Below are 18740 nucleotides of genomic sequence, written 5' to 3' on the forward strand. Positions count from 1 at the left end.
GCAGCATGCGAATTCGATCGATCGCACGGGGAGGCGGAGCGAATGACCGACGGCCGAAGTGGCTCGCTCGTACGGATGGGCGTCCTCGCCCTGCTGTGGGGGTCGGCCTTCCTGTGGATCAAGCTGGCTCTGGACAGCGGGCTCACGCCCTTCCAGATCGCCTTCCTCCGCTCCGCCCTCGGCGCGGCCGTGCTGCTCGTCCTGGCGCGCGCCGCCGGTCAGTCGCTGCCGCGGGACCGCCGGACGTGGGCGCATCTCGTCGTGGCCGCCCTCTTCTGCAACGCGCTGCCGTTCCTCCTCTTCGCCGTCGGCGAGAAGACCGTCGACTCCGGGCTGGCCGGGGTGCTGCACGCGACGACCCCGCTGTGGTCCGTGCTGATCGGCTTCGCCGTCGGCACCGAGCGCGGGACGCACCCGGTCCGCCTGGGCGGGCTGCTGCTCGGCTTCGCCGGGACTGTGGTCATCCTCGCCCCCTGGGAGAAGTCCGGACTCCTGAGCGCGGGCGCGCTCGCCCTGCTGGGGGCGTCGGCGAGCTACGCCGTCGGGTTCGCGTACATGGGGAGCCGGCTGACCGGCCGGGGCAGCGATCCGCTGGCCCTCGCGGCGGCCCAGCTCGTCGCCGCGGCGGTGCTCTCCGCTCCGGCCGCGTCGGCCGAGGGCGTGACGCACGTCGACGTCGATCTGCGGGCCGTGCTCGCCGTCACCGTCCTCGGGGTCCTCAGCACCGGGATCACCTTCTACCTCAGCTACCGGCTCATCGCGGACGAGGGGGCGACCAGCGCGGCCACGGTCGGGTACCTCCTGCCGGTGGTCTCGGTGGCGCTGGGGGCGGTCGTCCTCGACGAGGAGGTCGGCCTGCGCGTCGTCATGGGCGCGGCCGTCGTGCTCGCGGGGGTCGCGGCCACGCGGTGGCGCAAGCTCGGCAGCGACACGGGCGCGGGCACTGGCACTGACACCGACGCTGACACCGACACCGATGCGGGCGGGGGCACCGGCGGTGCGACGCGACACGCGGATACCTCCTCACCGCCCCGATAACATGTTCGGGCCAACGACCTTCCGACGACTCAACGACGTCCCACCGACGTCCCGGTGAAGAACCACCGAAGACCCACCGAAGCCCCCGGACAACTCAAAGCGGCCAAAAGTTGATACCTACATCAAAACCACGGGCGATCCTGTGGGCCACGGCGGGTGTGGCGGCGTTCGTCCTGCTCGTCGCGCTGGAGATCGCCTCGCGCCGCTACGGCGGCGTGCCGGGGCCGATGGCCAATCTGGCGACGGACTTGGTGTTCGCGCCCAAGCCGGGACCGCTGTACGCCGGCATGGCGCTGATGACGGTGGTGCTCAGCTGGCGGCAGCGGTTCCTCGCGGCCGGTGTCGCGGTGGGCATCGACGTCGTCCTCGCCCTGGCGCGGTGGGCGGTCGACGCCAAGGTGAACAACGGCTACTTCCTCGGCAGCGGCGCGCTGTGGGTGATGCTGGGCGCCGCGGTCGTCGCCGTCACGCGCCGCACCGGCGAGGAACGCGTCCTGCTGCTGAAGGGCGTCGGGCTGGGCATGCTGCTCGTGGTCGGCCGCAAGACCGGCGACACCTGGCTGCTCGTCACGGCGAAGACCCGCCCCGCGGTGCTCGACCCGTACCTCGCGGTCGCCGACCATGCCCTGGGCAACCCGTCATGGCTGGCGGGCCGGATCCTCGAGGCCACCCGCCCCGTCGGCGACTACGTCCTCCAGTTGGTCTACGCCCAGCTCGCAGTGGCCGCGGTCGTCGTCGCGCTCTACCAGCTGCGCCATGTGGCGGCCGAGCGCCGCTTCCCGCGCCATCACCTGGTGCGCACCTTCCTGACGATCGGCCTCCTCGGACCGGCCGTCTACATGGTCTTCCCGGTGGTCGGGCCGGTCTTCGCCTACGGCCCTGGCGCCTCCGGCACCGGCGGCGCGGAATGGGCGCTGCTCAATCTGTGGCCCCACACACCGCCGCCGATCAGCACCCCGCACACGATGCCGTACGACGCGCTCACGCCCCGCAACTGCATGCCCAGCCTGCACACGGCGTGGGCCGTCGTGATCTTCATCCATTCCCGCAAGGGCCCGCGCCTCCTGCGGTACGCCGGGACGTTCTGGCTGGTCGCCACGCTCGGCGCGACGCTGGGCTTCGGCTATCACTACGGCGTGGACCTCGTGGCCGGCGTGGTCTTCGCGCTCACGATCGAGGCGGCACTGCGCTCGCAGGTACGCGGCTGGGACCGGCCGGGGATCCGGCTGGTCGCCTACGGCACGGCCGTCTTCGCCGCGCTCCTGCTGTGCTACCGCTATCTGCCGATGCAGATGGCCGCGCATCCGTGGCTCTTCGGACCGCTTCTCATGCTGGCGATGGGCTCGGTGATCTACGGCTACGCCGGGACCACCAGGCTCTGGGAACCGCAGGTCCCGCCGGCACGGCAGCCGGAGCCGCAGCCCGATCCCGCCTGAGCCGCGTCCCGCGCGGGCCGCTCCGTGCGCTCCCGCGCGGGCCGCACCGTGCTCCCGCGCGGGCCGCGCCTCCTACTCCGAGGCTGGCGCGGCCGGGCGGGTGCCCGGGACGGCTCCGTAGCCCATCTGTCCGGGCGTGTCCCCGTCCTGGCCGTAGACCTGCACCTGGTAGTAGGAGGTGACGCCGGCCGGGGCGGCACCGTCCAGGTAGGACTCGGCGGTGCCGGGCAGGGTCGAGGTCAGCTCGTCCGGCCTTCCACACCCCGGCCGCGCAGCTCACGGACGCGACCGGCACGGCGTCCGGCGTCGCGACCGAGCGGGCCCGGGACGGGCCCTGAGGCGGGGTCTGGACGGTGCCGGCGACGAGCGCGGCTCCCGTGGCGGCGGCGACGGGCCACAGCAGCCGGCGGGTCGCACGGACCCGGGATCGCGCTCCGGCACGGGAACGCGCTCCGGTACGGGAACGCGGGGGAACGGGTGTGCCCATACGGGGCGTCATCCTTCCTCAAGCCCGGTGCGCCACCTGCGGCATGACGGCTCGGATGGTCCCCCGGGGTTCGGTTCTCTGGCCTCGCGATGATGGAACGCGAACAGACATTCGAGTGCGGGATGTACAGAGCTCGCAGGCGGGCCTCCGCTTGCCGACGGACCCGGCAGGACCCACCGGCCCCGGGGCCCCCGGGCTCGCCCCTGTTCCGTCCGGCGTTCCAGGCGCATCGCGTTTGCGCTGGTCAGAGGCGGTTCCCGCATCCCAGCGTTCCAGAATTCCCGATGGAATGGCGGCTGGGACGGAGCGTGGCACAGGCTTGGATCAAGCAAGCGGGACGCCTCGCCGCGAACGGCGACCGGCCCCGCTCGGCCCCCCTTCCACGGATCGCGCTTCCGGCGCGCCCGATCCTCATCTGGAAGATCATCTTCCGAATACTCGGATCACTCAGAGAAAGCAGTCCTCCCATGCGCAGCACCACTCGTTCCGCCTCCCGCAAGGCCGCCGCCTCCTCCATGGTCGCCGCGGCCGCCCTCGCCCTGGTCGGCTTCCAGGCCGCCGGGCAGACCGCCTCCGCCGCCACGCCGAAGGCCGCTTCCGTCGTCACCTGCACCGCGGCGAACACCGCGCTGACCGTCACCGACGTGCCCCGCCCGATCAACCACCTGCTGCTCAAGGCCACCAACACCGGCACCAAGCCCTGCTTCGCCTACAGCGCCCCCCTCCTGAGGGCCGGCGCCGACGCCCAGGCCCCGGTGGCGTGGGCCGACGAGACCACGCCGCAGTCCGTGGTGACGCTCGAGCCCGGCCAGTCGGCCTACGCGGGCATCACGACGAACTCCCCCGACGGCGAAGGGGGCAGCACCGAGAAGACCCTCGGGGTGATCTTCGTCGACAAGAAGGGCAACGGGACTGCCCAGGAGAAGACCCTGAAGCTGCCGAACGGCGGCGTCTTCTTCAACGGCTCCGCCGTCGTCACCTACTGGCAGGACAACCCGGCGGACGCCCTCGCCTGGTAGGAGTCCCGGCGACGCGTCGACGAACTGCCTTACGTCGTCGATGTGTTGCTGTGTCACGGCTGTGCCACGGCGGTGTTCTGAAGGGGAGACCGCCGTGGCCCGAGGGCTCCGAAACCCCTCATCATGAGCACAGAGCGGGGAGCCGACGGCACCGCCGCCGGCTCTCACCGCCCCCACTCCGGAAGGAACCTCCCGTAATGAACCGCCACCTGCGCCGCGCCGTCGTCGTCACCGCCGCGCTCACCGCCGGGCTGCTGATGGCGGCGTGCCAGAGCTCCGACGACAGCTCGTCCGGCAAGAGCGGAACGGACGCGTCCGCGGTCGCGGGGACGGCGTCGGGGGCCAAGGACTCGAAGGGCGTCAGCGGCTCGTTCACGAACGGCAAGGTCACCTATCTCGCCCCGGGCAAGTACATCGTGGCCGTGTCGGGCAAGGACGACCAGCAGTTCCTGGTCGCCGACGACACGAAGGTCTACGGCGCCGGCACGATCTGCGGCGAGGCGGGGTCCAAGGTGGACGCTCCGTGCACACTGGACCAGCTGGAGGCGGCGGCCAAGAAGGGCGCGGTGGGCGCCGACGTGGAGATGAAGGACGGCGTCGCGACCCAGGTGACCGAGCGGCGCGCGGCACAGCAGGGCAGCGCGGGCTCTGGTTCCGGCTCCGGCTCCAACTCCGGTGGCTCCGACTCGGGTTCGGGCTCCGGATCCGGATCCGGTTCGGGCTCCGGCAGCTCGGGCTCGGGCAGTTCCGGCAGCTCCGGCAGCTCCGGCTCGGGCAAGACCGTGATCGAGGGCATCGACGAGGGCAAGGGCGTCAACGGGACCTGGTTCGGCAACGTCTCCTACCTGGCGCCGGGCAAGTACACGGTCTCCGACATGAAGGGCGTCGAGCAGCAGTTCTTCGTCGCCGACGACACCAAGATCCTCGGGTACGACGACATCTGCGACGCCGTGAACACCGGGCCGGGCGGCGAGGGCGGCGTCGAGTGCACCGAGGCCCAGCTGGAGACGGCGGCCAAGAAGGGCTTCTCCGCCGAGGTCGTGATCAGCAACGGCATCGCGACCAGCATCACCGACGACCACTGAGCCACCCCCCGGCTGAAACCCCAGGTCGGCGACCTGGGGTTTCGCTGTGCGCCGGTGCTGTCCGCAGTGCCTCACCGCGGGGCTCGGCCCGCCGTCACGGGCGGTACGCGGCGCGGTTGTGGTACGTGACCTTCCCCGCGGGCAGCTTGCCCGGGGCGAAGAGCTGGTCGACCGTCACGAAGTGGTAGCCGCGGGACTTGAGGGCGTTGACGATGCCCGGTACCGCGTCGACCGTCGTGCGGTGGATGTCGTGCAGGAGCACTATGTCGCCCGGCTTGGTCTGCGCGTTGACGGTCCGGATGAGCCGGGCGGTGTCGCGGTGCTTCCAGTCGAGGGTGTCGATGCTCCAGTGGACCAGGGGGCGGCCCGCGACCGAGCGGACCGTGGCGTTGTGGGCGCCGTAGGGGGCGCGGAGGGTGGTGGGGTTCTTGCCGGTCGCCTGCTTGACCGCCGCGTCCGTGCGGGAGAGCTGCGACCTGACCTTCGCGGCGCTGAGCTTGGTCAGATCGGCGTGGTCCCAGCCGTGGTTGCCTATCTGGTGGCCGGCGAGCGCCGCGGTGCGCACCGTCGACGGGTTCTTCTGGACGTTCTTGCCGACGACGTAGAAGGTCGCCTTGACGTTGCGGTCCTTCAGGACGCGCAGCAGCCGCCGGGTGTCGGCGATCGGCCCGTCGTCGAAGGTGAGCGCCACGCACTTGACCTTGCGGCAGTCGACGGCGAGCGGTGCGGCGGAGGCGGACGTGGCGGCGCCGGCCAGTGCGGTGCCGCAGAGGGCGGTGGCGGCGATGGTCGAGATGACGAGACGTCGGTGCATCGGGTCCCCCAGAAGGCGGTGAACTTGCCCTGTGTGCACGGGATTTCCCTGTATGACGCACCTGACGTCGCCGTGGATGCACGGATGTTCGATGATTTCTCGTGCGATTTCCGCCTGAAGGGACGCCCTCGGGAGGTCAGCCGGCGCGGGCCAACTCCTCGACCCTGTGGTGCAGATGCTCCACGTGGTGCTCGGACTCCGGCTTCGTCAGCACGCTCCGCAGGATCCGTGCGCCGTCCGCGTCCGCGGTGATCCCGGGGCGGCGCGCGGTGAACGCCTCGCGGCCGGCCCTGACGGTGCTCAGGAACACCGGGTCGGGGCCGGTCATGCCGGCGGTGAGGACGCGGGCGGACGCCGCGTCGACGCCGGTCAGGGCGGCCGGGTCGACGGCGGGGAAGTAACTGACGATGTCCAGCTCGGGGCGCTGGCAGACCTCCAGGACGTCGGACGCCTCGATCAGGTCCGCCCACCTGAGCGCCGCCCGCCGGCCGGCCGCCAGGACCTGGCCGAGCCCCTCCGGCGTGGGCGGCAGGAGCCGGAAGGTGAGCCAGCGGGCGGCGGCCGAGGCCCCGGCGCGCGAGCACTCCAGGCTGATCTCGCCCAGGTGGAGTTCGGCGGAGGTGAAGTAGGTGTAGGGCGAGTCGTGCAGGTAGAAGCGGCCGACCTCCGGGTCGCGGAAGAGGACCGCGCCGCAGCCGTAGGGCTGGAGTCCGTGCTTGTGCGGATCGACGACGACCGAGTCGCACCGCACGATGGCCCGCCAGGGCTCGGGCGGGAGCCCCTCGGGGCCGTCGGCACACGGCGTGGGAGCACCTGGCGGCCTCGCTTCCCGACGCCTGACCTCTTCGAACGGGTGAACAGAGCGGGCGTCGGGTGGCAGCCGGGCCGGCAGCGGGAAAGGCACACCGCGTACCGGACCAGCGACGGGCAGGGAGTGTCCCCGATGCCGAAGTTCCTCATCCAGGCGACCTACACACCCGAGGGCGCCACCGGCCTGATCGAGGAGGGCGCGAGCGGGCGGCGGGCCGCCGTCGAGCAGGTCGTCACCGGCCTCGGCGGCAGCGTCGAGGCCATGTACTTCGCCTTCGGGGAGGACGACGTCGTCCTCATCCTCGACTTCCCCGACCCGGTCGCCATGGCCGCCGTCAGCCTCGCCGTCAAAGCCAGCGGCGGCCTGCGGACCCGCGCCACGCCCCTCCTCACCCTCGACGACGTCGACGAGGCCGCCCGCCGCCAGGTCGCCTTCCGCGCGCCCGGCGGGCGGGGACCGTCCTCCTGACTACGCCGTTCCGTCGGCCATGGCCGCGGCGGGGGCGTCGGCACGGGACGTGAGGCGACGTGACCTCGCCGCGCGCAGCGGCAGGAACACCAGCAGCCCCAACGGGGACAGCAGGATCGTGAAGAGCAGCAGCGGCCCCATCAGCAGAGGGGAGATCCCCAGCCGTCTGGCCTCCAGGTACATCCACTGCCCGATCAGCAGATCCCAGGCGATGACCTGGGCCCAGACGGCCCCCGCGCCGCCCGCGAGGGCCGTCAGCTCCCGGAATCCGTCCAGGTCCGGGCTGCTGACCGCGGCCCAGAGCTCGGGGAACACCGGAACGGCGAGCGCGAGGTAGACGAGCAGCACGGGCGTCACGGTCCACGGCGAGGCGGCGAGACGGGCGGTCGGGCCCCACGCCGGCGCGAAGATCATGAGCAGCCAGACGGGTGCGGCCAGCCAGAAGGCGAGGTCGAAGAGGAATCCGGTCATGACGTGAGGTCCTGGTCCTTCGCTGCGGGGGCGTCCACGACGTCGGTCGCCCCGGGTGGATGAGGAGTTCGAGCGGGAAGAGACAGCGATCCGTACGCGCCCAGCACGACTGCCGCCAGGACGAGGCCGGCCGCGCCCAGCGTCGGGCCGTCCGGGTGGATCAGCGACCGGCCGCGCAGCGCCTGCCACAGGAGCAGGGCGAAGACGGCGGCGTACGCGCCCGAGGCGAGGAGCACCAGCCGCACCCGCACCCGCTCGTCGGCGAGGCGGCGGAAACGGGGTGCGAGCACGGTCAGCGCCATGACCAGCAGGGGCAGGAGTTGCAGCGCGTGCATGCCGAAGAAGTGCGGGACGCGCAGATCGCCGCCGGTCGTCGACCAGCCGGTCAGCGGCATCGAGGGGCCGCCGTCCGGCACGCCCACGCTGTGCGCGCCGACCACCTCGGAGACACCGCGCCGCTGCCCCGGCGCGGGCCGGGTCATCAGGAACCCGACGGCGGCCCCGGTCAGCGCCAGGACGAGACCGCCGCGCACCGCCCAGGCGGACGCGCGGTCGGCGACGCGGGCACGCAGCAGCAGGACGGCGACGGCGAGCGTACCCAGCCACAGGATGACGACCGTCACGGCCATCACGTCGAACAGCGCCCCGTCGAAGGGGGTTTCACGGTTGAAGTGGCTGCGTTTCCCGCGCATCGCCTGGCCGATGATGATCACCATCTCGACCAGGCTCGCCACCGCGACGACCGTCCCCGCCCACCAGCCGGCGCGCGGCCCGCCCGAGCGCCGGCCGCCTGGGAGGAGGGACAGCATCCAGGCCAGGGAGAGGCAGTAGGCCACGAACGAGACCGAGAACTTGAACGGCTTGGCCCAGATCGGCGCGCCCGCCAGGACGCGGTCGTCGACGACGAGCCCCACCGCGGAGCCGGCCGCGGTCACCGCCATCACCGCCGAGAACAGCACCAGCGGGCGGTGCCAGTGCGGCCGGGAGAACGAACGTAAGGGGGGCGACGAACGTAAGGAGGACATGGGAGATAAAGATAGCGGTACTATCCACTATCCGATAGCCCGGCTATCTATGATGGGGGTGTGACGGCAACGGCCGGCGCGATGGAACAGGGTGAAGGCCGAGGAGTGAACCGGCAGTGCGCATCGGAGAGTTGAGCCGCAGAACCGGAGTGCCGGTACCGACGATCAAGTACTACGTCCGTGAAGGCCTGCTGCCGTCAGGCGAGTTGACGAGCCCGAACCAGGCGGCCTACGGCGAGGCGCACGAGCGCCGGCTGCGGCTGATCCGCGCCCTGCTCGACGTGGGCGGCATGAAGGTGGCCGAGATCGCGGACGTGCTGGAGGCCCTGGACGCCCCGGAGCGTCCGCTGCACAAGGTGCTCGGCGTCGCCGCGGACCGGCTCGGCGGCGCGGACGTGGAGCAGGACGACGCCGAGTCGGCGGCCGCCCGGAGCGTCGTCGCCGGGCTCATCTCCCGGCGGGGCTGGCGCACGCACGAGTCGAACCCGGCCGCCGCCGACCTGTCCCGGACGCTGGCCGCCATGTCCCGGCTGGGTCACGGGGCGTTCGTCGAGGTGCTCGACGCGTACGCGGACGCCGCCGAGCAGGTCGCCCGCGCCGACCTCGCCTACGTGGAGCGGCGGGTGGCGGTCGAGGACATGGTGGAGGGCGTGGTGGTCGGGACCGTACTGGGCGAGGCGATGCTCAGCGCCATGCGCCGCCTGGCCCATGTGGACGCCTCGGCGCGGCTGTTCGACGCGGAGGGGCCGGAGACGGGAACGGGAACGGAGAAGGGGACGGGGACGGACTGAGCCCGCGAGTCCTACAGGTAGTCCTCCAGGCGGGCGACCGTGAAGCCCTGTTCCTTGATGTGGCGCAGGAGGTTCGCCGTCATCTCGGTCATCGTCGTGCCCTTGAGGTCGGACGGGCCGCGGAAGTGGGCCAGGATGATGTCGCCGGGGTGCAGCTTCTTGTCGCCGCGCTGGTACTGCATGTTCGTGATCTGCATGGACTCGCGCCACAGGACGATCGCCTCGACGCCGCAGGACGCGGCGGCGGCCCGGGTGTCCTCGTTCCAGTTGCCGTAGGGCGGGCGGAACAGCCGGGGCGTCGCGCCGTAGCGGTCCTTCAGCTTCTCCTGCTGGCCGCAGATCTCCCGCTTCTGCGCGTCCGCGCCCAGGGTGCGCAGATCGGGATGGGTCAGGGTGTGGTTCTGGACGCCCTCGCCGAACTCCTGGAGCGGCTTGAAGTAGTTGTAGTCGGTGCGGATGGCGGAGTCCGTCAGGAACATCGTGAAGGGGATCTTCAGCTCCCGCATCATCGTCACGAACCCGGGGTCCTTCTCGGCCCCGTCGTCGATGGTGAGGAAGACGATCTTCTCGTCGGTGGGTATCTCACTGATCACCGGCACCCCGCCGCCGGCCTCGGAGGACGGCGACGGCTTGGTCGCGGGCGGGACGGGCGGGGCCGCCAGCGGCTCGATGCCGTACTTGCGGTAGGCCGCCTCGGTGGCCGCCCGCGCGTCCGCCTCGCTCCCGGCGCCGCCCGCGCCGCCTGTGCCACCGGCGCTCTGTTCGGAGCTCGCGGAGGCGCGCGACGCGCTGGGGGACGGGTCCTCGGAGGACCGCGCCGAGGAATCGGTCGAGCAGCCCGTCGTCATGCCCGTCGCGAGCAGGAGACAGGCCAGTGCCGTCCCCCTGATCCGCCTGTCCACCGCGCCCCACCCCATGCCATCCGTACGGCCGTTCGCCTCGGCTCGTTCACCTCGGCTCGCTCATCCTGCCTGACGGCGAACAGGCGTCCGAGGTTGCGTCCGGCGCACGGCGGCGACGGCAGCGCGGGGGTACGGCGGAACCCCCGGATCACGGGTCCGGGGGTTCGCTGTAGACGGGGCGGCCGGTGCGCGCCGGCGCTCTCTCACGCGTGCGGGTGGAGCACGACCTTGGTGTAGCCCTCGATCCGCTTGTCGAACTTCTCGTACGCCGACGGCGCCTGGTCGAGGGGGAGTTCGTGCGACACGACGAAGCTCGGCCGGGCCCGGTCCGCGATGATCATGTCGCGCAGGTGGCGGTTGTAGCGCTTGACGTTGCACTGCCCCGTGCCCATGCGCAGCCCTTTCTCGAAGAGGCGTCCGACGGCGACCATCAGCATGCCCTGCTTGGCCTGCTCGTCCGGGCCGCCCGGGTCACGCGGGACGTACAGGCCCGGCACGCCCAGCGCGCCCGTCGGCCGGACCGACTCCACCAGCGAGTTCAGCACCGTCGCCGGCTCCTCGCGGTCCTCGCCGCGAGCCTGCGCCTGGTAGCCGACGGCGTCGATGCCCTTGTCCGCGCCCTGCCCGTCGGTGTGCTCCTTGATCTGGTCAACCGGGTTGCCCTCGGTGAAGTTCACCGGCATCGCGCCGATCTCCTCGGCCTTCTGGAGCCGCTCGGCCACCCGGTCGACCACGAACACCTTGCTGGCCCCGCGCAGCATCGCCGAGTAGGCGGCCATCAGCCCGACCGGACCGCCGCCGTAGACGGCGACGCTCTCGCCGGGGCGTACGTCGGCCAGCTCGTTGCCGTGGTAGCCGGTGGGGAAGATGTCGGCGAGCAGGACGAAGTCGGTCTCCTTGTCGGTGCCCTCGGGGAGTTTCAGACAGTTGAAGTCGGCGTAGGGCACGCGTACGTACTCCGCCTGTCCGCCCGTATAGGGGCCCATGGCCACATAGCCGTAGGCGCCGCCGGCGAAGCCCGGGTTCACGGTCAGGCAGAAGCCGGTGAACCCCGCGGTGCAGTTCTTGCAGAAGCCGCAGGCCACGTTGAACGGCATGACGACCCGGTCCCCGCGGCTGAGCGTCGTCACGCCCTCGCCGGTGTCCTCGACGACCCCGAGGTTCTCGTGGCCGAAGACGATCCCCGGCTCGGCGGCGGTGCGACCCTCGTACATGTGCAGGTCGGAGCCGCAGATGGCGGTCGACGTGACTCGTACGATCACGTCGTTCGGGTGCTGGATCCTCGGATCCTCCACTTGCTCGACCGCTACCTCGAACGGTCCCTTGTACACGACAGCCCTCATCGTCGAGCACCTCCAGTCAGCTCGACTGCCCCAGTGTGGAATTCCTCATATTCCAGATTCGTGCATGATGAGATGATTTGCATCCAGGGACTGCCGATCAGAGCCGATCTCGTTCAGAGCCGTTCAGAAAGGACCAGGAACCTTGTCGCGACGTCACGGTGTGCTGCTCGTCCCGGTGTGCGGGCTGTCCGGCACCAGTTACCCGGAGGGGACCCAGGTCGCCATCCGGGGCAACGGAGCGTCCGTGGACGGCTTCGTGAACGGGGACTGGCTGCCGCTCGCCTGGTGGGAGTTCGCCGACACACAGCCGGACGACCCCTCCCGGGCGTGAGCGCCGCCTGAGCGCCGCCTGAGCGGAGCGTGAGCGGTGGTGGCTGTGGGGAACTTCGCGGGGCCGCCGGGCGTTGGAACGGACGACGCGTGCGACGCGCGCGGACGACCGTAATGACATGGGCTGAAGCCGAGGTGGCACGCGTGGCGATGTGGGATCGGATCAAGGACCAGGCCAAGGGGTTGCAGCAGCAGGCTCAGGGCGCGCGGGGCCAGGGCGGACACGGGCACGGACGGCCGGGCGCGGGCTCCTCGGGCGGTTCGAGCGCCTCACGCGCCCAGCTGGTGAACACGCTGAAGTCCCAGCTGACCTCGCTCAAGACGGAGCTGAAGAGCGGCGCCTACCGGGACGCCAGCATGGCCATGTGCGCCCTGGTCGCGGCGGCCGACGGGCATGTCGACCCGGCCGAGCGGCAGCACGTGGAGTCGCTGATCCTGCACAACGACGTCCTTCAGAACTTCCCCTCCGAGCAGCTGCGCCAGCGGTTCAACAAGCATGTCGACCAGCTGGCCTTCGACTTCCCGCAGGGCAAGAACGAGGCGCTCCAGGAGATCGCCAAGGCCGCGAAGAAGCCGACCGAGGCCAGGGCCGTCGTCCAGACCGGCTTCGTGGTCGCGGGCGCGGACGGCTATGTCGCGCCGGCGGAGGAGCAGGTCCTGCGCGAGGCGTGCTCGGTGCTCGGCCTGTCGCCGCAGGAGTTCGGCCTCTAGGGCCTGTCCGGCGGATCATGCCGCAGACGCGGGGCCTGGCACGCTCACCCGTGCTGATGAGCCACCGTCGGTTTCCTGCGACCTGATCCGCCGGACAGGCCCTAGAGCGGTAGAAATCTCCGCCGAACTCATCGTGCTACTGTCGATGCCAGTTGCAGTTGTGGTTGCCAGAAGGTTTTTCCTGCGGGGTGATCATCACGGCGACCGGAGTCGCACAAAGTGACTCCGAACACCGTCCCGAGGGAGAACAAAATGGCCAGTGGCACCGTGAAGTGGTTCAACGCCGAAAAGGGCTTCGGCTTCATCGAGCAGGACGGCGGCGGCCCCGACGTCTTCGCCCACTACTCGAACATCGCCACCCAGGGCTTCCGTGAGCTTCAGGAAGGCCAGAAGGTGACCTTCGACATCGCGCAGGGCCAGAAGGGCCCGACGGCGGAGAACATCGTTCCCGCCTGATCATCGGCCTGACGCGTACTTCGCAGCCGGGACCCGCACCGAGGGGTGCGGGCCCCGGCTCGCCGTATTTCCGGGCGCCGCACGGGCTCACCGAAATTTTCACCCGGTGACGCGTTTTTCCCTGCCCCGTTCAGGCCCCATCAACCTCGGCTCGTTCTCGCAATTCTTCGCGCATCGCACGCGCTCCGGGAATTCCTTGACACGCGCCGCGTCAAGGAAGGTTCCCGCATGACCCGCGCCCGTTCCGGCACCCGCGCCGACGGACACACAGGAGACCCAGCCTCCAGGCCGAAGCGCTCCTCGACCAAGCGTTCCACCCCCAAGCGGTCCTCCGAGCCCCGCCGTTCGCAGGGCTCCGGACGCCGGCAGAGCGCGCCCCAGGGCGAGTTCGCGCTGCCGAAGACGGTCACGCCGGCGCTGCCCGCCGTCGAGACGTTCGCCGAACTCGCCCTGCCCGAGCCGCTGTCGGCCGCGCTGGTCCGCGAGGGCGTGACCACGCCGTTCCCCATCCAGGGGGCGACCCTGCCGAACTCCCTGGCCGGCCGTGACGTGCTCGGCCGCGGCCGCACCGGCTCGGGAAAGACCCTCGCGTTCGGCCTCGCGCTGCTCGCCCGTACGGCGGGCCTGCGGGCCGAGCCCCGGCAGCCGCTCGCCCTGGTCCTCGTTCCCACCCGCGAGCTGGCCCAGCAGGTCACCGACGCGCTCACGCCCTACGCCCGGCCGCTGAAGCTGCGCCTGGCCACCGTCGTCGGCGGCATGTCGATCGGCCGGCAGGCGAGTGCGCTGCGCGGCGGCGCCGAGGTCGTCGTCGCCACGCCCGGCCGGCTGAAGGACCTCATCGACCGGGGCGACTGCGTGCTGGACGAGGTCCGCGTCACCGTCCTCGACGAGGCCGACCAGATGACCGACATGGGCTTCCTGCCGCAGGTCACCGCCCTGCTCGACCAGGTGCGCCCGGACGGGCAGCGGATGCTGTTCTCGGCCACCCTGGACCGCAACGTCGACCGGCTGGTCCGCCGCTATCTGTCCGACCCGGTCGTGCACTCCGTCGACCCGTCCGCGGGCGCGGTCACCACGATGGAGCACCACATCCTGCACGTGGAGCAGGACGACAAGCAGCGCACCACCACCGAGATCGCGGCGCGCGACGGCCGCGTCATCATGTTCCTGGACACCAAGCACGCGGTGAACCGGCTGACCAAGCACCTGCTGAACAGCGGTGTCCGGGCCGCCGCCCTGCACGGGGGCCGGTCCCAGCCGCAGCGCACGCGCACCCTGGCCCAGTTCAAGAGCGGCCAGGTCACGGTGCTGGTCGCGACGAACGTCGCCGCGCGGGGCATCCACGTCGACAGCCTCGACCTCGTCGTCAACGTCGATCCGCCGACCGACCCCAAGGACTACCTGCACCGCGGCGGCCGTACCGCGCGGGCCGGCGAGTCCGGCAGCGTGGTCACCCTGGTGACGCCCGACCAGCGGCGCGACATGAGCCGGCTGGCGAGCGCCGCCGGCATCACCCCCCGCGTCACGCCCGTGCGTTCCGGCGAGGCGGAGCTGAACCGCATCACCGGCGCCCGCACCCCGTCCGGCGTCCCGGTCGTCATCCCTACGCCCACGCCGGAGGCCCAGACGCCCCGCCGCGCCAAGTCCGCCACGTCGGCTCCCCGCCGGGGCAAGCCCGCCGCATCGGGCGGCGCGTCCACCGCGTCCCGGGGCGGGGCGACCGGTACCCGGGGCGGGGCGGCCTCGGCCCGCGGCGAGTCCCGGAGCACGTCCGCCGCGTCCCGCGGCCGTCGCCGTCGTCCTGGCGGGGGCCGGCCGGCCCGCGAGGCGGCCTGAGACCCGCTGTCCCCGCTGGTCCCCCGCAGTCCCGGTTCTCCCGCTGTCCCGGTTCTCCCGCTGTCCCGGTCGGTCCATCCCCCAGCCCCTGTGAGGCAACATGCGCTGTGTCATCGCCCGGTACCCGTTCGACCTGACCAAGGCCGGGGTGCTGGAGTCCATGAAGGGCGTCACGCCCGAGACCATCACGGCCGAGTCCGTGACCATCGGACGCCGCCGCTACCCCGTCAAGCAGGTCGGCGAGGTGGTCACCCGGCAGGACCGCCGTGACTTCAGCAGCGGCGAGGTCGTCCGGGCGATGACCCGGCTCGGCTTCACCTGCCACGCCGGCCCCGAGGCCACGCCCGCCGCGCCCCTGTTCGCCCCCGATCCGTTCTGGAACACCTCGGGCCCGTCGGACGAGGGCCCCGCTCCCCAGGACGTGTGAGGGCGGCAGCACCGCCCGCCCGACCCCCGGCTCGCCCCTCCGTGACCTGCGGAGGGGCGAGCCGTCCTCGTGCCGGGGTGTTCGATCGATCACGCGGATCCCGTTCGGGAGGCGTGGCGGAGGGTACTCGGAGGTCCACCGCGACCGAGGCGAGGCGACGGCCATGACGGACAACAGCACCGGCATCGGCTCGGGCAACCGGGCCGGAGCCGACGTGAGCAGGCTGAAGGGCCGTACCGGGGCGGGGGCTCCGGCGCAGACCCGTGGGCGGACCACCATCGCGGACGGCGTGGTGGCCAAGATCGCGGGCATGGCGGCCCGTGAGGTGCCGGGCATCCACAACCTGGGCGGGGGCATGGCCCGCGCGTTCGGCGCCGTGCGGGAACGCGTCCCCGGCGGGGGCAGCGGGGTCACCCGCGGGGTGAAGGTCGAGGTCGGGGAGCGGCAGGCCGCCGTCGACCTGGACGTCGTGGTCGAGTACGGCGTCTCCATCGTCGAGGTGGCCGGTGACGTGCGCTCCAACGTCATCGGCGCGATAGAGCGGATGACGGGCCTGGAGGTCGTCGAGGTGAACGTCGCCGTCGGTGACGTCCGCCTTCCCGACGAGGAGGACGAGCCCGCACCGGACGAGGGCCGCGTGAGGTGATCCCCGTCCCCTGAGATCAGCAGTTCACGTCGGCTCCGCTGGTCACGGCGGAGACGGCACAACCGAGCACAACTGGGCACAACCGACTCCCCGAAGGGGCGCGTCATGATCATCCTCGGTGTCATCCTGCTCGTCATCGGCCTCGTCACCGGCCTGTCCATCCTGTGGACCATCGGAGTCATCCTGCTGGCCGTCGGCGCGGTCCTGTGGATCCTCGGAGCGATGGGACACGCCGTGGCCGGACGACGCCACTACTGGTGACCCGGCTCAGGGGCCGAGCACCAGGACATGCCACGGGGAGGCGGGCAGCGACACTTCCAGGGCGTCCGCCCCGACGCGCCGCCACCCCCAGGCCCGCAGCGCGGCGAGCGTCCCGGCGTCGGCGCGGTGCACCAGCGTGACGCCGGCCGCGGCGTCGTGGTCGGCGAGCAGCCGCCTCTGGAGGCGCCGGGCGAGGTTCCAGTCACGGGTCTGATGGCTCGTGCGCACGCCGGGCTGCACAACGATCCGGGAGACCGCGAAGAGCTGCCCGGAGGCGGCCAGGCGGAGCACGTTCCCCGGCAGTCGCCCGCCGAGGCCCCGGCACCGCCACCAGGGCCCGCGGTCGTCCACCGGGAAGCCGTAGGCGCACCCCGTCAGCACGGTCGTCTCCGCGACCAGCAGAGCGAACCCCGGCATCCGCAGGTCGGCGGCCAGCCCGCGGAGGAAGTCGTCACGGTCCCGGTTCCACGCCCACGGGTCGCCGCCCGCGGTGTCGGCGTAGAGGTCGCCCAACTCCGCCAGCCGGTCCTCGACCTGACTCCGGGTCAGCGGGCGGACGCGGTCGGCCTCCCACGGCGAGGGGCCTCTCTCCCGCCTGGTCCGCCGCGGGGCCTCGACGGAGCCCGCGAGCTCCGGGGCGGTCGGCGACTCCGGGGCGGTCGGCCGGTCGGGCACATTCAGGGTCATGGGACGAGCCCTGCTCCGGACACGGACGGATCCGGCCCGGCGTAGTCGGTCTCCGGGAACGGCAGCGGCGTGACAGCCGGTGCGCGGGAAACCCCCGGCTCCTTCACCGTACTCCGCCGCCCCGTCACCCTGACGGCCCCCGGCCAGGGTGACGGGGTCCGCCGGTCGCGCCCCGCGCTCCGCGTCCGCGTGCGGCCCGGCCGGTCCCGGTCGATGCTGAGGAGCAGGCCGTCGGGTCGTGGTCGGGTGGTTCAGGAGGTCGGAATGGACGGGCGTCTCAGCGGGCGGGTGGCGGTCGTCACCGGCGGAGCCAGGGGCATCGGGGCGGCGGTGGCGCGGGCCCTCGCGGCCGAGGGCGCCGGCGTGATGGTCGCCGACGTCCTGGAGGACGAAGGGGAGCGGGTGGCGGCCGAGCTCGGCGCGCCGTCCCGCTTCGTGCGGCTGGACGTGCGCGGCGAGGAGGACTGGGCCGCGGCGGTGGCGGAGACCGAGCGGGAGCTGGGGCCGGTCTCCGTGCTGGTGAACAACGCCGGGGTCGTCGCCTGGGGGGCGATGGAGGAGCAGAGCCTCGCCTCCTTCCGGCACGTCGTCGACGTCAACCTCCAGGGCGCGTGGCTCGGGATGCGGGCGGCGGCGCCCTCGCTGCGGCGGGCCGGCGGCGGGGTGATCGTGAACATGTCCTCACTGGCCGGGCTGACCGCGTACGCCGGCGTCGGCGCGTATGTGGCGGGCAAGTGGGGGCTGCGGGGGCTGACGAAGTCCGCCGCGCTGGAGCTGGCCCCGGACGGGGTGCGCGTGTGCTCCGTCCACCCGGGGGCCATTCGCACCAGCATGACGGCCTCCTTCGACGACTCCTACGTCGCCGGGCAGCCCCTCCCCCGCTTCGGGCAGCCCGAGGAGGTCGCGCGCATGGTGCTCTTCATCGTCGCCGAGGCGACCTTCTCCACGGGGAGCGAGTTCGTGATCGACGGCGGGGTGCTCGCCGGTCCGCCCGTGGTGCTCAGCTCGGCCGGCTGATCGATCTCAGTCACGCCGGCCGTCTCCAGGCCGGGTCGCGGCCCGACAGGCCCAGCGCCCGGTCGAACAGCGGCGCCGACGCGGGCACGGGCACCTCGGGGCCGAAGGCGCCGTACCGGCGGGCCGTCCCGGCCCTGCCCGCCGTGTCCGCGTAGAGAATCTCGGCGAGTTCGCCGTCCACGGTGAGCTTCTGATCGGTCGCGACCGCCAGGTCCCAGCCGTGCAGCAGCCACTCGCACAGCACGATCCCGCCGACGAACGGCGCCGGCATGCTCCCGCCGCCGGTGAGGGACGTCTCGCCCTCCCAGGCCCGCGGGTCGCTCCACGCGGCGGCCGTCGCCGCCGAGCGGACGGCGTACGTCCGCGCCCAGTCCGCCTCGGCGGTGAAGTCGTGGCCGTCCGCCACGCCCTCCGGGGTCTGCTTGAGCGCGACGGCGCGCCCCCGGACGCCGGTCCAGAGGATCAGGTGATTCACCAGGCCCCGGACGGTCAGCTCGGGGCACGGCGTGGGCCGGTCCAGGTCCTCCGGCGCGATGCCGCTCACGATGCCGACGGCCGCTTCCGAGGCCCTGGTCATCACGGCTGCGGGCTCCATGTCCTGTCCTGCCTCTCGTTGCTGACGTCCCTGAAGTTCCCGACGTTCCGCGAGGTCACCACGGTAGTCGGGGCGGTGGGGCCC

At 72.1% G+C, this 18740-nt stretch carries 21 protein-coding genes and 1 pseudogene; 14 read left to right on the forward strand and 8 right to left on the reverse strand.

Features of this window, described 5'->3' with window-relative positions; translation table 11 throughout:
- Positions 1-42: 42 nt before the first annotated feature.
- The 4 genes from ACFYX4_RS18530 (at position 43) to ACFYX4_RS18545 (ending at position 5065) form a co-directional block, all read left to right on the forward strand.
- Complete coding sequence (locus tag ACFYX4_RS18530; protein WP_389333705.1) at positions 43-1038, forward strand: DMT family transporter; 996 nt, start codon at positions 43-45, stop codon at positions 1036-1038.
- 137 nt (positions 1039-1175) lie between these two features.
- Positions 1176-2474 (forward strand): phosphatase PAP2 family protein, encoded by a 1299-nt coding sequence (locus ACFYX4_RS18535; RefSeq protein ID WP_389334211.1) that lies wholly within the window; start codon positions 1176-1178, stop codon positions 2472-2474.
- Positions 2475-3428: 954 nt separating this feature from the next.
- Positions 3429-3980 (forward strand): DUF4232 domain-containing protein, encoded by a 552-nt coding sequence (locus tag ACFYX4_RS18540; protein ID WP_389333708.1) that lies wholly within the window; start codon positions 3429-3431, stop codon positions 3978-3980.
- A gap of 197 nt (positions 3981-4177) precedes the next feature.
- Positions 4178-5065: a hypothetical protein gene (locus ACFYX4_RS18545; protein ID WP_389333711.1), complete on the forward strand. Its 888-nt coding sequence runs from the start codon at positions 4178-4180 to the stop codon at positions 5063-5065.
- Positions 5066-5159: 94 nt separating this feature from the next.
- Here ACFYX4_RS18545 and ACFYX4_RS18550 read toward each other — a convergent pair whose 3' ends face one another.
- Positions 5160-5879: a polysaccharide deacetylase family protein gene (locus ACFYX4_RS18550; RefSeq protein WP_389333714.1), complete on the reverse strand. Its 720-nt coding sequence runs from the start codon at positions 5877-5879 to the stop codon at positions 5160-5162.
- A gap of 136 nt (positions 5880-6015) precedes the next feature.
- Positions 6016-6675, reverse strand: a pseudogene (locus tag ACFYX4_RS18555) (aspartate aminotransferase family protein); the annotation flags it as partial.
- A gap of 147 nt (positions 6676-6822) precedes the next feature.
- Between ACFYX4_RS18555 and ACFYX4_RS18560 the strand changes: the two are divergent.
- Entirely contained in the window at positions 6823-7158 is a 336-nt protein-coding gene (locus tag ACFYX4_RS18560; RefSeq protein ID WP_389333717.1) for a GYD domain-containing protein, read from the forward strand.
- Here the strand turns inward: ACFYX4_RS18560 and ACFYX4_RS18565 are convergent, their stop codons facing one another.
- Positions 7159-7629: an ABA4-like family protein gene (locus ACFYX4_RS18565; RefSeq protein ID WP_389333720.1), complete on the reverse strand. Its 471-nt coding sequence runs from the start codon at positions 7627-7629 to the stop codon at positions 7159-7161.
- On the reverse strand, positions 7626-8570 hold the full coding sequence (locus ACFYX4_RS18570) for a hypothetical protein (protein ID WP_389334214.1): 945 nt from the start codon (positions 8568-8570) through the stop codon (positions 7626-7628). Before ACFYX4_RS18570 ends, ACFYX4_RS18565 begins: the two co-directional genes overlap by 4 nt.
- Positions 8571-8770: 200 nt before the next feature.
- Between ACFYX4_RS18570 and ACFYX4_RS18575 the strand changes: the two genes are divergently transcribed.
- On the forward strand, positions 8771-9445 hold the full coding sequence (locus tag ACFYX4_RS18575; RefSeq protein WP_389333723.1) for a MerR family transcriptional regulator: 675 nt from the start codon (positions 8771-8773) through the stop codon (positions 9443-9445).
- Between the two features lie 11 nt (positions 9446-9456).
- On the opposite strand, the gene ACFYX4_RS18580 is transcribed toward ACFYX4_RS18575, so the two are convergent.
- On the reverse strand, positions 9457-10347 hold the full coding sequence (locus tag ACFYX4_RS18580; RefSeq protein ID WP_389333726.1) for a polysaccharide deacetylase family protein: 891 nt from the start codon (positions 10345-10347) through the stop codon (positions 9457-9459).
- Between the two features lie 203 nt (positions 10348-10550).
- The gene (locus tag ACFYX4_RS18585) at positions 10551-11690 is read right to left on the reverse strand and encodes a glutathione-independent formaldehyde dehydrogenase (RefSeq protein ID WP_389333729.1); all 1140 of its coding nucleotides are present in this window, start codon (positions 11688-11690) and stop codon (positions 10551-10553) included.
- 142 nt (positions 11691-11832) lie between these two features.
- Here ACFYX4_RS18585 and ACFYX4_RS18590 point away from each other — a divergent pair, with 142 nt between their 5' ends.
- From ACFYX4_RS18590 to ACFYX4_RS18620, 7 genes are all read left to right on the forward strand, one after another.
- Positions 11833-12021: a hypothetical protein gene (locus ACFYX4_RS18590; RefSeq protein WP_389333732.1), complete on the forward strand. Its 189-nt coding sequence runs from the start codon at positions 11833-11835 to the stop codon at positions 12019-12021.
- A gap of 143 nt (positions 12022-12164) precedes the next feature.
- Positions 12165-12731, forward strand: coding sequence for a tellurite resistance TerB family protein (locus tag ACFYX4_RS18595; protein WP_389333735.1), 567 nt, complete (start codon positions 12165-12167; stop codon positions 12729-12731).
- Positions 12732-12983: 252 nt separating this feature from the next.
- Positions 12984-13187, forward strand: a complete 204-nt coding sequence (locus ACFYX4_RS18600) for a cold-shock protein (RefSeq protein ID WP_319261919.1) — start codon at positions 12984-12986, stop codon at positions 13185-13187.
- Positions 13188-13415: 228 nt separating this feature from the next.
- On the forward strand, positions 13416-15023 hold the full coding sequence (locus tag ACFYX4_RS18605) for a DEAD/DEAH box helicase (protein WP_389333740.1): 1608 nt from the start codon (positions 13416-13418) through the stop codon (positions 15021-15023).
- A 100-nt stretch (positions 15024-15123) separates the two neighbouring features.
- Positions 15124-15450: an SCO5918 family protein gene (locus tag ACFYX4_RS18610; protein WP_389333743.1), complete on the forward strand. Its 327-nt coding sequence runs from the start codon at positions 15124-15126 to the stop codon at positions 15448-15450.
- Between the two features lie 163 nt (positions 15451-15613).
- Positions 15614-16096: an Asp23/Gls24 family envelope stress response protein gene (locus tag ACFYX4_RS18615; RefSeq protein ID WP_389333746.1), complete on the forward strand. Its 483-nt coding sequence runs from the start codon at positions 15614-15616 to the stop codon at positions 16094-16096.
- 105 nt (positions 16097-16201) lie between these two features.
- Entirely contained in the window at positions 16202-16357 is a 156-nt protein-coding gene (locus ACFYX4_RS18620; RefSeq protein ID WP_389333749.1) for a DUF6131 family protein, read from the forward strand.
- Between the two features lie 6 nt (positions 16358-16363).
- On the opposite strand, the gene ACFYX4_RS18625 is transcribed toward ACFYX4_RS18620, so the two are convergent.
- Positions 16364-17044 (reverse strand): hypothetical protein, encoded by a 681-nt coding sequence (locus ACFYX4_RS18625; protein ID WP_389333752.1) that lies wholly within the window; start codon positions 17042-17044, stop codon positions 16364-16366.
- Between the two features lie 264 nt (positions 17045-17308).
- Between ACFYX4_RS18625 and ACFYX4_RS18630 the strand changes: the two genes are divergently transcribed.
- Positions 17309-18061: an SDR family oxidoreductase gene (locus ACFYX4_RS18630; protein ID WP_389333755.1), complete on the forward strand. Its 753-nt coding sequence runs from the start codon at positions 17309-17311 to the stop codon at positions 18059-18061.
- Between the two features lie 10 nt (positions 18062-18071).
- Here the strand turns inward: ACFYX4_RS18630 and ACFYX4_RS18635 are convergent, their stop codons facing one another.
- Positions 18072-18656 carry a TIGR03086 family metal-binding protein gene (locus tag ACFYX4_RS18635; protein ID WP_389333758.1) on the reverse strand — a complete coding sequence of 195 codons (585 nt, stop codon included), beginning with the start codon at positions 18654-18656 and terminating at the stop codon, positions 18072-18074.
- Positions 18657-18740: the final 84 nt, after the last annotated feature.

It is taken from the genome of Streptomyces sp. NPDC002328 (assembly GCF_042890065.1).
Lineage (GTDB): Bacteria > Actinomycetota > Actinomycetes > Streptomycetales > Streptomycetaceae > Streptomyces.